Source organism: Herpetosiphon giganteus (assembly GCF_016907925.1).
Classification (GTDB): Bacteria; Chloroflexota; Chloroflexia; order Chloroflexales; family Herpetosiphonaceae; genus Herpetosiphon; species Herpetosiphon giganteus.
The window spans coordinates 53,195-67,143 of the sequence record NZ_JAFBCZ010000030.1 but is presented as its reverse complement, the minus strand read 5'-3'; the positions used below and the strand labels follow the sequence as shown (position 1 = coordinate 67,143).

Below are 13,949 nucleotides of genomic sequence, written 5' to 3'. Positions count from 1 at the left end.
TGCTAGGATTAAGGTTTAAGCATCCATATCATAGCGGATAGCGTTGATGGAGTCAGCTTTTTAGTTCCAAGGAGCAATCGATGTCATGCAGTAAGCCCCCAGCCCCTCTCCCACTGGACGCGGGCGAGGGGAGCACTTGTCTCGTGGTTCCCCCTCGCCTCGCGGGCGGGAGAGGGGGGAATCGTTGTTAACGCAATGAATCAGTACAAATAGCCTATCGCCACCCATCCTCTGCGCCGCTGCGTTAAGTATTTGATCCACGAAGGACACAAAGAGCACGAAGGTTAAGTTTTTTACTACAGATTGAGCCTAGTTATGTTCTATGCTCTATGTTCTATGTTCTTCATCCCTCATAATTCATCCTTCATCCTTTTCTATAAATCCGTCTTGCGCCCGACCAATTTAGGACTTACGAATTGCTGACATTATGTTAGGATATAGAGTCGATACGACCAAAATTTGCTAGCCTGATTTGGAGCCTGAGATGGACACTTTTGCTCGTTTTGAGCAAGCCATTCGTGATGCATTGCTTGACACCACATTAATAACTGCCGATTTGATCGATTTAGTCGCTCCCAAAGCCACGGGCGTGCAGGCTGATTTGGCCTTGCCATGTTTTCGGGCTGCCAAAATGCGCGGAAGTAATCCAGCCCAATTTGCTCAGACCCTAGCAAATGCGCTTAAGTTTACCCATGAGAGCCTTGTATTAAAAGCCACGGCCTTGGGCGCGTATGTCAACTTTTCGCTCAACCCAATAACCTTTGCTCAATCGGTACTGAACGATATTGGCCAAGGGAAAGCCGCCTATGGCCGTAGCAATCGCGGCCAACAACAAGCAGTAGTGGTCGATTATTCGTCGCCAAACATTGCCAAACGTATGCGCGTCGACCATATGCGTTCGACCATGATTGGCCAAGCGATTGTAAATATCTATCGTTCGCTGGGCTACCAAGTGATTCGGATGAACCACTGGGGCGATTATGACCCGCAATTGGGCATTTCGCTGGCCGCAATGCAGCATTTTCAGCATCGCAATGGCAATGGCGAAAGCATGTTGGCCTCGTTGGAGCAACAAGCTCAGCAATATCAAGCCGATGATCAAGTGCACGATTTGGCCCAAGCATGGGCGAGCAAACTGGCCAGCGGCGAGCCACAAGCAATCAGCTTATTGCAACAATTGGTCGATTTGAGCTTGAACGCCAACCAAGCCAATTATCGGCGCTTAGGCGTGGCCTTCGATGTGCAACATTGCGAAAGTTTCTATGCCCGCGAAGCCCAAGTTGTGATCAAAGAAGCCTTGCACTACCAGATTGCCCAGCTCGATAGCCATGTGGCAATCGTCAAAGATTTGCTCGATGAACAGGGCAAGGCTTTGCCAACCTTGTTGCTCAATCGCTCCGATGGTAGCACGCTCTACATTACCCGCGATATTGCCGCGATCAAATATCGCGAAGCACTCTATCAACCAAGCAAAATTATTTATGTGGTCAAGCAAGCCCAAGAATTGCATTTTCGCCAAGCCTTTACCATCAGCAAAACTTTGGGCTACACCAAAGCCGATTTGGCCCACGTGGCATGTGGCATGATTTTGGGGCCGGAAGGGCGCGCGAATCCGCACCCACGCTTTAGCACCACAATCTACTTGGAGCCATTGTTGGATGAAGCTTGTGCGCGGGCCAAAACCCTGCTCAAACAAAAAGCGATCGAAGCCAAAACTGCCTTTACCAGCGAATGGCTTAACGAGGTTGCTGAACAAGTTGGGGTTGGCGCGGTCATCTATCACAATTTGCAGCACGACCCTGCGCACGATGTGGTCGTCGATTGGGATCGTATGCTGGCCTTCGATGGCAACAGCGCTGCCTATATTCAATATATGCATGCCCGCTGCTGTTCGATTTTGCGCGATTTCGGGCGCTTGCCACAAAATTACAATGGCCGCGAGCTAACCCACCCAGCCGAGCAAGCTTTGTTGAAAGAGCTAGCGCGGTTGCCGCAAGTAGTTGTTGATGCTGCTGAGCGTTATGCGCCATCTGTGGTGGCCGATTGGCTGTATGCCACCGCCAAAGCCTTTGCAATTTTCTATGATGCTTGCCCAGTTTTAAAGGCCGAAACCTTGGCGCTGCGGGCTGCCCGTGGCCAATTGGTTGCTGCCACAGCTCAAGCCTTGCGCAACGGTTTGGGTTTGCTCTCAATTGCCGCTCCTGAACGGATGTAATTTCCCCATAGTTGGCAATGGCTCATTAATTGCAATAATTGGCCATTGCCGCTGCCTCAACCACTTCAACGTAGCGTTCGCGCCCCGTTTGCAACGTTTATGCCAAACCCGCGTACATATCCACGAGAGCCACACCAATAAAGGAGTGTGATTCATGATTAAAGTTCTGCTACTTGGATTGGTACTTTGTGCCGTTGTGCTGATCGTTGGCTTGGTCATTGTGGCCTTGGTTGCCAAAAAATTCGTCCATACGCGCAATCTCAAAGGCTTATATAACCAATTCGCCTATCGCTTCAAAGGCTCGAAGCATTCCTATCGCTCAAACGATCACTATTATCAATCCCACGATTACAACCACTACCGACCAAAATATAAGAAAAAGCACTACTATGGCCGCCGCCACGATCACGATGATGATTATGATGACGATGACGACGATTAGAACCTAGCCAATGATATTGAAAACTTCATGAGAGGGGCACGCGATGAATTTTTCGTTTCGCATGGATGGTATTTGTTGCTGTATTCCGTTTTTGGTGCTGATCGTATTCTGGATTTTCTATGCCAGCAAAAAGCGTTCTCGCTATGGTGCTGACATAAATTCACATGGCACTAGCTATGGCAGCACTGGCTATATCTATGGCTCTAGCAACGATTCGGATAACTCTAGCTATTGGGGTTCTAGCTCCAGCAGCGATTCCAACTGGAGTTCCGATAGTTATAGCGGCGATTCTGGTAGCTCATGGTCGAGCGATTCGAGCAGCAGTTCATCCGATAGCAGCAGCGGCGATTCAAGCGGCTCGTGGTAACAATTAGGTTAGCAAGGGAGAGGTTCAATGGATACAGGATTAGTCGATCTCCTATTCATTATTGTGCCAATCTTTATGTTCGTCATCATGTTTCTGATGTTTATTGGATTTATATTCGTGGTGCGACATATTATTCGAGCTGCCAAAAATCCTAATTACTATCAATCGAATATCAATCCGAATCAGTATCGTGGCCGTCGATATAATTCTTCGTTTCATCAGCAACATATACACCCATCGTTGCATCAACATCCAACGATGCAGCAGTCTGGGCACAATCACTTTGCTACTGATGATCGCGCTGCAAGCATGGGCTTTGCCGCTGGCATGCATGCCGCCCAATCGTGGGATTCGAACTGGTCGAACGATAGTAGCTCAAGCTTTGATAGCGGTTCATGGTCGCATAACGATTCGGGCAGTTCGTGGTCAAGTGGCGATTCGGGCGGCTCGTGGTCAAGTGGCGATTCGGGCAGTTCGTGGTCAAGTGGCGATTCGGGCGGCTCGTGGTCGAGCGATTCGAGCAGCAGTTCATCCGATAGCAGTAGCGGCGATTCAAGCGGCTCGTGGTAACAATTAGGTTAGCAAGGGAGAAGTTATGGAGCTTTCAGCTATCGGCGCGTTTATCCCCATATTCATCATTGGATTTGCGATTTTGGCTCTTCTATCGACCATTATCAAGATCGTAAAAGGCGATACTTCACACTATCGCTCAAATGGGCAACGCCGCCATCAGCATCACAATAATCCAACGTTTCATCACAATCACCATCATTCTGATCATCATTCGCATACAGGCGCTGATATAGCAACAGGGATGTATATCGGCCAGTCGATGGATTCCAACCAGAATTCTGGTTGGTCGAACGATAGTAGCTCAAGCTTTGATAGTGGTTCGTGGTCGAATAACGATTCGGGCAGTTCATCGAGCTTTGATAGCGGTTCATGGTCGAGCGGTGATTCTGGTGGCTCGTGGTCAAGTGGCGATTCTGGTGGCTCGTGGTCGAGCGATTCGAGCAGCAGTTCATCCGATAGCAGCAGCGGCGATTCAAGCGGCTCGTGGTAAAAGGAATGATTGTGATGGTGCAAAAACTTGCTCCGCATAAACCAACCGTGATCGTATGGCTTGGCTCGTTAAGCTTGATCATTGTGCAATTGCTGTTGCCTTGGAGCTTGCTGAATCTGCTTTTGGCAATTGTGACGGTTCCAACGTTGCTCTTGTCGAGTTATGCGCTCTGGATCATCTTTTTTCGCCCGCGCTCGTTACAAGCGCGCTTAGAGCCGCGGCGCGCGCACGACCCAACAATTGCGCGCAAAAAGCCGCGTTGGCGCTACAACACCTATCAAGATCCAGCTGTTCATTTGCCAAACGTCTTGCACACTCCGATTGATCCAGATTTTTTTGAGCTTGAGTCATTGACTTCAAGTGGTGCTGATTCAGGCGGTTCGTGGGCAAGCAAGAGCGGCGATTCAATCGGTTCGTGGTAATGCTAAGTTGAGCCATGGTACAATTGGCGCATAGGAAAGGGATCTACCAATGCGCCGATTGTTGTGTTTACTCTTAATCCTGCTGGTTTGGCCGCGGCCTGCGCTTGCCCAAGCCGAACTTCCCCAATGGCTTGAACGCAAAACTACCTATATTTCAATTTTGTATCCTCAAGGTAGCGAAGCCGAGGCCGAGCGCTACGCTGGCTATAGCGACCCAATTTACGAGGAAGTGACGGCGATCATTGGCTATCGGCCTGCGCCACCACTGACCCTGCGAATCTACCCCACTAAAGAACTATATCAACAGGTCAATCCGGCGGCGCGCTACCTCGAAGGCATTGTGGCTCACGCCCACACTGGGCGGCGCGAAATTAGCATTGCAGTGCAACAAACCATTGGCATGAGCGACGAGGAATTGCGCAACAATGTGCGCCATGAATTGATGCATATTATTGCTGCTGAGCTTTCCGATGGCCGTTTAAGCACGATGTGGCAAGAAGGCATTGCTCAATATGTGGAAGTGCCGACCAGCCAAAGTGGCTACAAAATTGCTTTGCTCAAACAAGCACTCGAAAATAACCAACTAGCGCCATGGCGAACTTTAGATAGTGCTGGTGCGGTCTACGATAATCCGGCCTTGGGCTATCCCCAAAGTTGGTCGATGGTTTCGTTTTTGATTCAGCGCTATGGCATGGCGCGCTTTTTGGCTTTTTTAGAGGCCTTGCGCACCGCCAGCGGCTATCGTTCAGCGCTTAGCCAAGCCTATAGCCTCAGTGCCGAAAGCCTCGAAAGCGAATGGCTCGCTCAGCTGCCAACCTGGATCGATGGTGGCTGGAAACAGGCTCCGAGTGTGGCTTTTGATCAAGCAAGCATTGAAACGGCGATCGCCGCTGGCCAATATAGCGAAGCCTTGGCTGCTGCCGAAACTGCCCTGACAATCAAGGATGATCCAGCGATTGCGGCCTTGCGCGAACAGGCACGCAAAGGTGTGCAAGCTGAAGATGCAGCTGCCGCCGCGCGGGTAGCGCTGTTGGAAGGCCGCTATGCCGAAGCCAAAACTTCGATTGAGCAAGCCTTGCCGCTGTTTGCCGATTTGGCCCAAATTGAGCGCCAAAAAGTGCTCAACGATTATTTGCAACGCGCCGAACAAGGCTTAAAAGCTCAGCAATTGCTCGAAACCGCCCGCCGCGATTTGAACGGCATTCGGATTGTTGCAGCGCGCAAAAATATTGAGCAGGCCGCCAATTTATTTAGCCAACTTGGCGATAGCAATGGCCGCAACCAAGCAGCAGAATTGCTCAAATCACTCAATCTGCGGCTAAAAATTGTTGGAATTGGGCTGATTATTTTGGTGGGGCTGGGTTTGGCGTGGAATATTGATCGGCGGCGGGCAATGCGCAAACGTATGTTGCCGTTGTAGCAATAATAAATACCATGATTCGCCTCCTTTTTGTCCCTCCGCCGTAGGGAAACACAGAGGCTTTAATTCCCTTACAAAGGTAGGTTGATTAACCATGATGTGTTATCACCACCCTTCCGTCCCGCCTCTAGGCGGGAGACGCAGGGGGTTTTCATCCCCCTGCACCCCCTAAATTTTACATTGTGGAGTGTTGGATCTTTCTCTGTTTCCTCAATATGGAAGCACTCCCTACCTTCGCGTTCTTGGCGGTTCCACCTACCTGCTCCCTCATCGTTGTTCTGTGGATTAATTTGAGGCTTGTGGGCGTAATTTTTTGAGCATACGTGCGGCTAGCTCGCGTTCGGTTTGGCCAATGCTGCCACTGAACCATAAGCCAGCAGCATAGATTAATCCGGTTACCAAGCCAGCTAAATAGACATTGATTGCTAGCAACAACCAGCCAACGCCACCAGCAATCAGGGCCGAGAGCGCAGGCCGCCACAGCAGCCCAGCCAAATTAAGCGTAATTTTCTCGCGGCGCAATACCAACCATAGCGGCACGAACAACACAAGCTCGGAAATAATGGTGATTGTGGCAGCAGCAAAATAGCTATAACGTGGAATGAGCCAAATATTCAAACCCAAATTGACCAGCGCCGTCAAGCCAAAGGCCTTGGTAATTGCCTGTTTCTTGCCCAAAGCGATGATCACATACTGCGTCAGCCCATTCAGGTAGCTGCCTGGCAAATACCAAATCGTAATCATCAAGGCATAGACGCTGCCTGGCAAATATTCAGGTTTATCGGCGAGCCATGTGGTAAGCGGCACGGCCACAATTGTTGCAATGATGGCGATGCCGAAGGCCAAATTGAGCAACATGCGCAAGGTTCCAGCATAGGCGCGGCTCATGCCAGCTCGATCATCGCCAGAACGCCGAATTAAGGTGGGGAAAATTGCATTAACCACGATTGGCGGCACAATTTGGGTAAAATTAATCAGTTTGTAGGCCACGCCATAGGTTGCCGTAACGACAAAACCATGAAAGGCGCTCAATAAAATCGTATCAAAACGAAAGAAGATCGTCATCAACAAACTGTTGAGCAACAGCGGATAGCCTTCTTTGAGCAGCGGTTTGGCTGGCAAGGTTGGGCCACGCCAAGCCACATCGGGGAAGAAACGGCGCATCGCCAGCCAAAATAACAGGGCGCTGAGAACTGCCCCAGCCAAGGCTCCGCTGGCAATCCCAATAATGCCAAAACCTAAAACCAAGGCAATTAAGCGAAAAGCAGCGCTGCCAATATTGGTCAGCAAATTAACAACCGCCGCAGCGACCAAGCGCTCGTGGCCTTGCAGCCATGCCGTAACACTCGCCGAAATTGCCGCTGGAAACAAGGTCAGCATCAAAATTGCCACAACCGTAATTTGCTCGCGCGTCAGACCAACCGCCGTGATTTTGGCTTCGGCTAAGCCGTTATAGATCAGCACAAAGATGATGGCGATGGGCAGCGCTAAAACTGCAAAGCGCAGGCGTAGCCAGAGCGTTGTGCGAAAAGTTTGGGGTGCTTGGCTTGGTTGGCGCACGATTTCGTGGGTTGCGAGGACAGTTAAGCCCCAATCGGCAATCGTGCCAAAATAACTGACCACGATTATCGCCGCAAAGTCGTAGGCTCCGACGGTTTCGATCGCCAAAAAGCGATACAGAATCATCGCAAAGACCAAATCGATCATGCGGCTGGTCAGTTGCAGGGCAAAGGGAATGCTGGCATTACGGCCAATGGTGCTTAAATGATCATCAGTCGCCTGGCGCGGCTTGCTCCAACGGCGAATTGCTGCCAAGGTTAAGCCCAATAAGCCAATCAGACCCACGCTAAATAAGCCTACTCCAATCCAACCGTTAACTGAAACTGTTGGCTGGCTTAGCAATCGTATTGCCACAGACAACTCCCTTGGAAGAACTTAGACAAGCCGTTTTTGGCCCCAGATGAGCACATGCATTTGAGGCAGCACGCGCACGTTGAAGGCGCGCCATTCGGGCAATTGGGCGCGTTCGGCCAGCCATTCGAGGGCATGGCTATAATCGCGCTCGGCCCAGCGGCCTTCTGGCTGCCAAATAATTGGCAATTGGGCTTCAGCAAACGCTTGATGTTCGCTGACAAATTGATGCAATTGGGCTAAATCGCTCTCGCCAGTGATGACAAATTTCCATTGTTGGCGTTCGGCTGGTAGTTGCATAAATTGGCGCAACGGTTCGAGCCGCAGCATGCCAGTGTTGGCCCCAGCCAATTTTGGCGATAAGCTCCAAAGATTGATCTGCTCGATCAGTTCGGGGCGAAAAATGGTGCTATTGGTTTCGACGGTTAGGTGATGGCCTGCTGCACGCAAGGTTTGGGCGAGCGCTGGTAATTCGCGTTGCAACATTGGCTCGCCGCCAGTTAGCACAACATGGCGTGCGCCCTGTTCGGCGATGCGTTGGGCCAGCGTAGCAATTGGCAAATTCTCCCATTTGCCACCCTCTTTGACGCTCCACGAATATTTGGTATCGCACCAGCTACAGCGCAAATTGCAGGCAAAAAAGCGCACAAACGTGGTTGGCACGCCCATCAAGGTGCCTTCGCCTTGAACCGAGCGATAGACTTCCATCACATTCATGGCTGGGCCTCGCGTTCGGCGCGGCTAATTTCGACGTAGCCGCTGGCGGTTTCCCACAGTCGCATGCGCCACAGCAGCGCGCCAAATTCTGGCGCTTGTTGTTCAAGCTCATCCCACATCCAATGAATGATATTTTCGGCGGTGCTTGGCAAACTCAAAAGATCGTTGAGATTATAGTGATCAACGCGGGCAATCAGAATTTCGTTGACCACCTCTTTAATTTGTTCTAAATCGATCACCATGCCATCGTCGCTTTGGCCACGGGCAGGCTGAATCGGCCCACGCACGCTGACCTCAAGCAAATAGGAATGGCCATGGAGCCGCGCACATTTGCCGCGATGGTTGGGAAGTTGATGGGCTGCTTCAAAGCGAAATTGTTTGGTAAGAATGGCGTGCATAAAAGATCTACTAGGTGTTTAAATGGCAAAAAAAGCGCCAACGATTGACGCACATGGCTATTGTACCATGGGGATGGGGCAAGTAGAACATAGAGCATAGAACAGAGGTGGTAGGAATCAGGATTCAGGGGCTAGGTTTTTAACGCAGATGCGCAGAGGGACCGAAGGATGAAGTATGAATTATGAGGGATGAAAACGAAAGTCAGAAGTCAGAAGGAAAATAATGATGGCTGGGGCTATTGGCAAGTACAAACATCATCACAATAATCTGTGCAATCTGTGGCTAAACCATTCTTCGTGCAATTCGTGGCTAAACCATTCTTCGTGTCTCTTCGCGATCTTCGCGGTTTCAAGCTTCGTGCCCTTCGTGCCCTTCGTGGATCAAAAGTGTATTCTTTTAGCCCCCAATCCTCCAATTTGACAAGGATCAGCTTTCGTGGTAATCTAATGCGGCTGTCGTGACTGAGAGCCAAAGAACTTGACGGGGCGTGGCGCAGCCCGGTAGCGCACTTGAATGGGGTTCAAGAGGTCCCGCGTTCGAATCGCGGCGCCCCGACCAGTTAACAACATCAAGAAGCCGAAGTGGCGGAATGGCAGACGCGATGGTCTCAAAAACCATTGAGGGCGACCTCATGTGGGTTCGACTCCCACCTTCGGCACCAACTCGATCAACTGTGTATAATGTACACAGTTGATTTTTTTTGTGCACGAGGTTGTTAATTTGCGTAAATTAGGTTTATTGCTTGTATTTTTGTTTGGGTTTGTTACCCCTGCGCCTGCTACTCCCGATGCTCCGACCGCGCAGCCAAGCGCGATCACGCCGTGGGGCATTAATGGCTACCTCACTAAAAACGAGCGCATCACTACTGGCGATAATGTGCCGCTACTGTCCCAGAAAATGGCCCAAGCGGGCGCTCATTGGTCGCTCGAAGAATTGCCATGGGCCGAAATCGAGCCAAGCAATGGCAATTTTCGAACTAGCTACGATAGCCGCATCAAAACTGTCGCCGATGCCAATCTTGGGATTATCGGCATGCTTCTGACAACCCCAGCTTGGGCGCGTGAGCCTTCGTGCGCTGGCAACAATAACTATTGGTGTCCACCAAGCGATCCCGCCCAGTATGCCGAGTTTGCAGCCTGGATGGTCGAGCGCTACGATGGCGATGGATTTAACGATGCTCCTGGCTCGCCGCGCATCGCTGCATGGCAAATTTGGAACGAGCCGAATTTTCACGAAACATGGAGTTCAATCAATAATAACGAAGCGTTGCGCCGCCGCCGCTATGGCGAAATTTTGGTCGCTTCGTATAACGCAATTAAGCAAGCCGACCCAACGGCGATTGTGGTGGCTGGCGGGGTCTATGTGTTCGATGGTTTTAGCGATGGGCTTGAGTTTCTGAATGGCAATAATGGCGCGTTTCGCCAAGTGCCTGCGGCCAAAAATAGCTTTGATGTGCTGGGGATTCACCCCTACATGCCAACCATCGCCCCCGATTCGATTGGCACGTTTGCAACCGTCACTCTAGAAGGCCGTTTGCTCAACTCGCGCAATTGGCTAAGTAACGACATTGGCCGTCCCAAAGCTCCAATTTGGATTACTGAGATTGGCTGGTGCACTAGCCCAGGCTCGGCAAGTTGTCCCGTGGTGAGTGCCGAAAATCAAGCCCGCTACTTGATTCGCAGCTTTGTGATTGCCCAACAAATGGGCGTGCAACATATTAATTGGTTGCAGCTTGAAGATGCTTTCAATGGCGGCCATCCCTTCAGCGGCTCAGAAATGCTTGGCAATTTAGCGAATAATGATTACACGCCAAAATCTGCCTATGCAGCCTTTCAAACGATGGCTGGCTTGTTGAATAACGCCACGCCACTGGGACCACGCGCTGGCGTGCATACTCACACCTATGTTGGCAATGGCAATAACACTGGCGGCGTATATGCCTATCGCTATAGCCGTGGCAGCACCGAGATTGATGTGCTGTGGACTCCTGGCGCGAATACCACAATTCAGTTTCCGCTGACTGCGGGCAAACAGTGGATTTTCCGCACCCGCAATAACCAAACATTTACGCCAACGATCAATGGCACAACTGCCAGCATTGTGCTTACCAACGATCCGATTTTTATTGTGCAAAAAACGCCTGCCAGTATCAACATTCAGACTTCGGTGAATTTATTGGCTGAAGTTGGTGGCGGCGAGGCAGCGGCCATTATTCCGCTCAGCAACGGTGATAGCGAAACCGCGCTCAATTGGACAATTAGCAACGTCTCTGCTGGCCTGAGCGTTACGCCAAGTAGCGGCAGTTTGGTTGGCACAACCAATTTGACGATCAGGGCACAAGTTGGTAGCCTAAGCAGCGGAACCTATACCTATCAGTTTCGGGTTAATGGCAATGGTTTGGCTCCCCGCACGGTTCAAGTAACGTTGCGGGTCGTGAATCAACTTGATCCAGTCTATTTGCCGCTCGTTAGAAAATAGCAGCTATGGCGATCGATTACCTTATTCAAACCACCACTTTTGGGCGTTTGCTGCTTGCAGCAGCGCCCGAAGGCTTGTTGTTGGCTAGTTTTGCCGACGACGATAGTGAGTTGTTGGCTGAATTAACCGAAACTCACCCCGATCGTTTGCTGATCTATCGCACAAATCCCATGCTTGAACAGGCCATTGAGCAATATCAAGCTTATTGTGCTGGCCAACGCAGCCAATTTAGCGTGCCGATTGCATGGCAAGGTTCGGCGCAACAGCACGCAATTTGGCACCAGTTAATCCAAATTCCCTATGGCCAACAATGGTCGTATCAACAATTGGCTGAGCTATTGCCACGGCCCTACCATGCTGCCTATGCGATCAATCAAGCGTTGCGCAGCAATCCTTTGGCCTTAATAATTCCCTGTCATCGGCTAAAAAGTTCACCGCATGGGCTTGGCTACTATCGCTGGGGCCGCAGCCGCCAACAACAACTGCTTGCGCGTGAAGCAATTCCGGTTACTGCCAAATATTCTATGGAGATGATGTCATGATTGTTGGACGCTTGCCTGATGTGCCGCTCGATGCCGATTTGCCAATAAGCGCGAGCCTAATCTCCCAAGGATTAGAACATTATCAAGCAGTTGCCCGCTGGATTGCGACCCTGCCCTTTGGCCGCAACACCAACCCGCTCGATTGGCGCTTGGTTGTCAGCGAAAAACGGGGCACGAGCAGCACCAAACATGCCTTCTTGGCCGAGTTGGCCCGCGAATTGGCGCTGCCAATTAATTTGTATTTTGGCATTTATTTGATGGATGGCAAGAATACGCCAGGGGTTGGCCACACCTTGGAATCAAATAGTTTAACTGCGATTCCCGAAGCTCATTGTTTTTTGCGCTATGGCCGCTGGAATATCGATGTAACCCGTTCTGCGAATGCCGAGCCAATTTTGCAATTTTTTGAAGAGCAACAAATTACACCCGATCAAATTGGCGATTACAAACGCACGGTGCATCGCAATTTCCTCTTGAAATGGGCCACTAGCCAAGGCCTGAGCCTCACCAAAGCATGGGCAATTCGCGAGGCATGTATGGCTGCATTAACCAATGAGCGTTGAATTGCCAACGTGGTGTTTACCGCCAGCGCTGGCTTGGCCCCAAACCAGCCAGCAATTTGGCTCGTTGCGTTTGCCAATCCTTGCGCCAAGCCCCGTCCACATGCTGCAACTTGCCGAGCGTTTGCGCGCTAGTGCCACAACCCTGCAGGGCCTGCCAATCGCCAAAATTGTCGCGGCGATTGATCGGGCGGCAGCGCAATGGCTTGCGCCAGATTATGCGCCACGGGTGCAATTACTCAATCAACTGCCCCAGATTAATGGCTACAACCAAGCCATGCTGAGCACTGTGCTTGACCGGATGCTGGCCGATTGGCGTGCGCCGCGGCTTTGGCAACGGCTCAATGAGCAATTCGGCGATCCGTTGCTGCTCGATGGCTGGCGGCCAAGCGTGGTCGGCGAAAGTCGCGTGCTTGGGCCACGCCTAACCTGGCATATTTGCGCTGGCAACGTGCCTGGAGTCGCGATTCAAAGCTTAATTGATGCGCTTTTGGTTAAGTCGCCAAGCTTGCTGAAAGTTGCGCGCGGCGAGCCATTATGGGCCGCGGCATTTGCCAGCAGCCTAATCGAACAACTCCCAGAGCTTGCTGAGAGTATCGCGGTGCTTTGGTGGAGCGGCGGCGATCAGGCGCTCGAAGATCCACTTTTGGCCACAACTGAGGCAATTATTGCCAACGCCAGCGATCAAGCGATTGCGGCAGTGCGGCAGCGTAGCCCAGCGCACATTCGTTGGCTTGATTATGGCTCGCGCTACTCATTTGGCTATCTTAGCCAAAGCATGTTTGCTGCGCCAAATTTGGCTGAAATTGCCGCTCATTTGGCTGCTGATTGTGTGATGCTTGAGCAACAAGGCTGTGTCTCGCCGCAAGCATTGTTTGTCGAAGCACCGAATGCTGCCCAATTAAGCCAGCTTGCAGCGCTATTGAACCAAAGTTTGGCTGCTGTGAGCCAGCGTTATCCGGCGAGTGATTCAATCATTGCTGCGACGCGTCGGAGTGCTGATGAGTATGAGTGGCAAGCGTTGAGCGGCCAACCAATTCAGCTTTTGAGCGCGCCCGATCAGCTGTGGCTGGTAGTGGTTGATCAAGGCGAAAGCGTGCCAACCACAACAGGGCGGCTGATTAAACTTGTGCCAGTGACCAATCTTGATGCGCTTGAGCAGCGATTAAGCCCATTGCGTCAGCATCTGCAAAGTGCTACGCTGGTATGTAGTTCTGAGCAGCGGGCCGAATTGGCTGACGCGCTGGCGACAATCGGCGTAGTGCGAATTTGCCATGCTGGGCAACAGGCGTTTCCGCAGGCAGCGTGGCATCACGATGGGCGCGACCCATTACGCAGTTTAGTCCGCTGGGTCGATGCAGAACGATCGAGCGATCTTCACCTATAATTAAGCAGTAATTCGACACATTTGGA

Annotated in this window: 14 protein-coding genes and 2 tRNA genes; 13 read left to right on the top strand and 3 right to left on the bottom strand. The window is 51.2% G+C overall.

Annotation, left to right across the window (positions count from 1 at the left end; genetic code table 11):
• Window positions 1-484: 484 nt before the first annotated feature.
• The 7 genes from argS (at window position 485) to JOD20_RS21515 (ending at window position 5,929) form a co-directional block, all read left to right on the top strand.
• Complete coding sequence (argS, locus tag JOD20_RS21545; RefSeq protein ID WP_204757254.1) at window positions 485-2,215, top strand: arginine--tRNA ligase; 1,731 nt, start codon at window positions 485-487, stop codon at window positions 2,213-2,215.
• A gap of 154 nt (window positions 2,216-2,369) precedes the next feature.
• Window positions 2,370-2,657 (top strand): hypothetical protein, encoded by a 288-nt coding sequence (locus tag JOD20_RS21540; protein ID WP_204757253.1) that lies wholly within the window; start codon window positions 2,370-2,372, stop codon window positions 2,655-2,657.
• A gap of 43 nt (window positions 2,658-2,700) precedes the next feature.
• Window positions 2,701-3,024, top strand: a complete 324-nt coding sequence (locus JOD20_RS21535) for a hypothetical protein (protein WP_204757252.1) — start codon at window positions 2,701-2,703, stop codon at window positions 3,022-3,024.
• A gap of 27 nt (window positions 3,025-3,051) precedes the next feature.
• Window positions 3,052-3,594: a hypothetical protein gene (locus JOD20_RS21530; RefSeq protein WP_204757251.1), complete on the top strand. Its 543-nt coding sequence runs from the start codon at window positions 3,052-3,054 to the stop codon at window positions 3,592-3,594.
• A gap of 25 nt (window positions 3,595-3,619) precedes the next feature.
• On the top strand, window positions 3,620-4,087 hold the full coding sequence (locus tag JOD20_RS21525; protein ID WP_204757250.1) for a hypothetical protein: 468 nt from the start codon (window positions 3,620-3,622) through the stop codon (window positions 4,085-4,087).
• 14 nt (window positions 4,088-4,101) lie between these two features.
• On the top strand, window positions 4,102-4,509 hold the full coding sequence (locus JOD20_RS21520) for a hypothetical protein (RefSeq protein WP_204757249.1): 408 nt from the start codon (window positions 4,102-4,104) through the stop codon (window positions 4,507-4,509).
• Window positions 4,510-4,558: 49 nt separating this feature from the next.
• Window positions 4,559-5,929: a peptidase MA family metallohydrolase gene (locus JOD20_RS21515; RefSeq protein WP_204757248.1), complete on the top strand. Its 1,371-nt coding sequence runs from the start codon at window positions 4,559-4,561 to the stop codon at window positions 5,927-5,929.
• A 285-nt stretch (window positions 5,930-6,214) separates the two neighbouring features.
• Here the strand turns inward: JOD20_RS21515 and JOD20_RS21510 are convergent, their stop codons facing one another.
• The 3 genes from JOD20_RS21510 to queD are packed head-to-tail and all read right to left on the bottom strand — an operon-like array spanning window position 6,215 to window position 8,955.
• On the bottom strand, window positions 6,215-7,843 hold the full coding sequence (locus JOD20_RS21510) for an oligosaccharide flippase family protein (RefSeq protein ID WP_204757247.1): 1,629 nt from the start codon (window positions 7,841-7,843) through the stop codon (window positions 6,215-6,217).
• 21 nt (window positions 7,844-7,864) lie between these two features.
• A complete protein-coding gene (locus tag JOD20_RS21505) occupies window positions 7,865-8,557 on the bottom strand; it encodes a 7-carboxy-7-deazaguanine synthase QueE (RefSeq protein WP_110514235.1) in 693 nt (230 codons plus the stop codon).
• Entirely contained in the window at window positions 8,554-8,955 is a 402-nt protein-coding gene (gene queD, locus JOD20_RS21500) for a 6-carboxytetrahydropterin synthase QueD (protein WP_204757246.1), read from the bottom strand. The genes JOD20_RS21505 and queD overlap by 4 nt, the downstream gene beginning before the upstream one ends.
• A 482-nt stretch (window positions 8,956-9,437) precedes the next feature.
• Here queD and JOD20_RS21495 point away from each other — a divergent pair.
• The 6 genes from JOD20_RS21495 to JOD20_RS21470 all read left to right on the top strand — a co-directional run bounded on the left by JOD20_RS21495 (window position 9,438) and on the right by JOD20_RS21470 (window position 13,923).
• Window positions 9,438-9,514: transfer RNA gene (locus JOD20_RS21495), tRNA-Pro, on the top strand.
• 17 nt (window positions 9,515-9,531) lie between these two features.
• Window positions 9,532-9,617, top strand: a tRNA-Leu gene (locus JOD20_RS21490).
• Window positions 9,618-9,658: 41 nt separating this feature from the next.
• Window positions 9,659-11,434 (top strand): BACON domain-containing protein, encoded by a 1,776-nt coding sequence (locus JOD20_RS26920; RefSeq protein WP_204757245.1) that lies wholly within the window; start codon window positions 9,659-9,661, stop codon window positions 11,432-11,434.
• Window positions 11,435-11,439: 5 nt separating this feature from the next.
• The gene (locus JOD20_RS21480; protein ID WP_204757244.1) at window positions 11,440-11,976 is read left to right on the top strand and encodes a methylated-DNA--[protein]-cysteine S-methyltransferase; all 537 of its coding nucleotides are present in this window, start codon (window positions 11,440-11,442) and stop codon (window positions 11,974-11,976) included.
• Window positions 11,973-12,539, top strand: a complete 567-nt coding sequence (locus tag JOD20_RS21475; protein WP_204757243.1) for a hypothetical protein — start codon at window positions 11,973-11,975, stop codon at window positions 12,537-12,539. Before JOD20_RS21480 ends, JOD20_RS21475 begins: the two co-directional genes overlap by 4 nt.
• Window positions 12,529-13,923, top strand: a complete 1,395-nt coding sequence (locus JOD20_RS21470) for an acyl-CoA reductase (RefSeq protein ID WP_204757242.1) — start codon at window positions 12,529-12,531, stop codon at window positions 13,921-13,923. The genes JOD20_RS21475 and JOD20_RS21470 overlap by 11 nt, the downstream gene beginning before the upstream one ends.
• The last annotated feature ends 26 nt before the right edge of the window (window positions 13,924-13,949 follow it).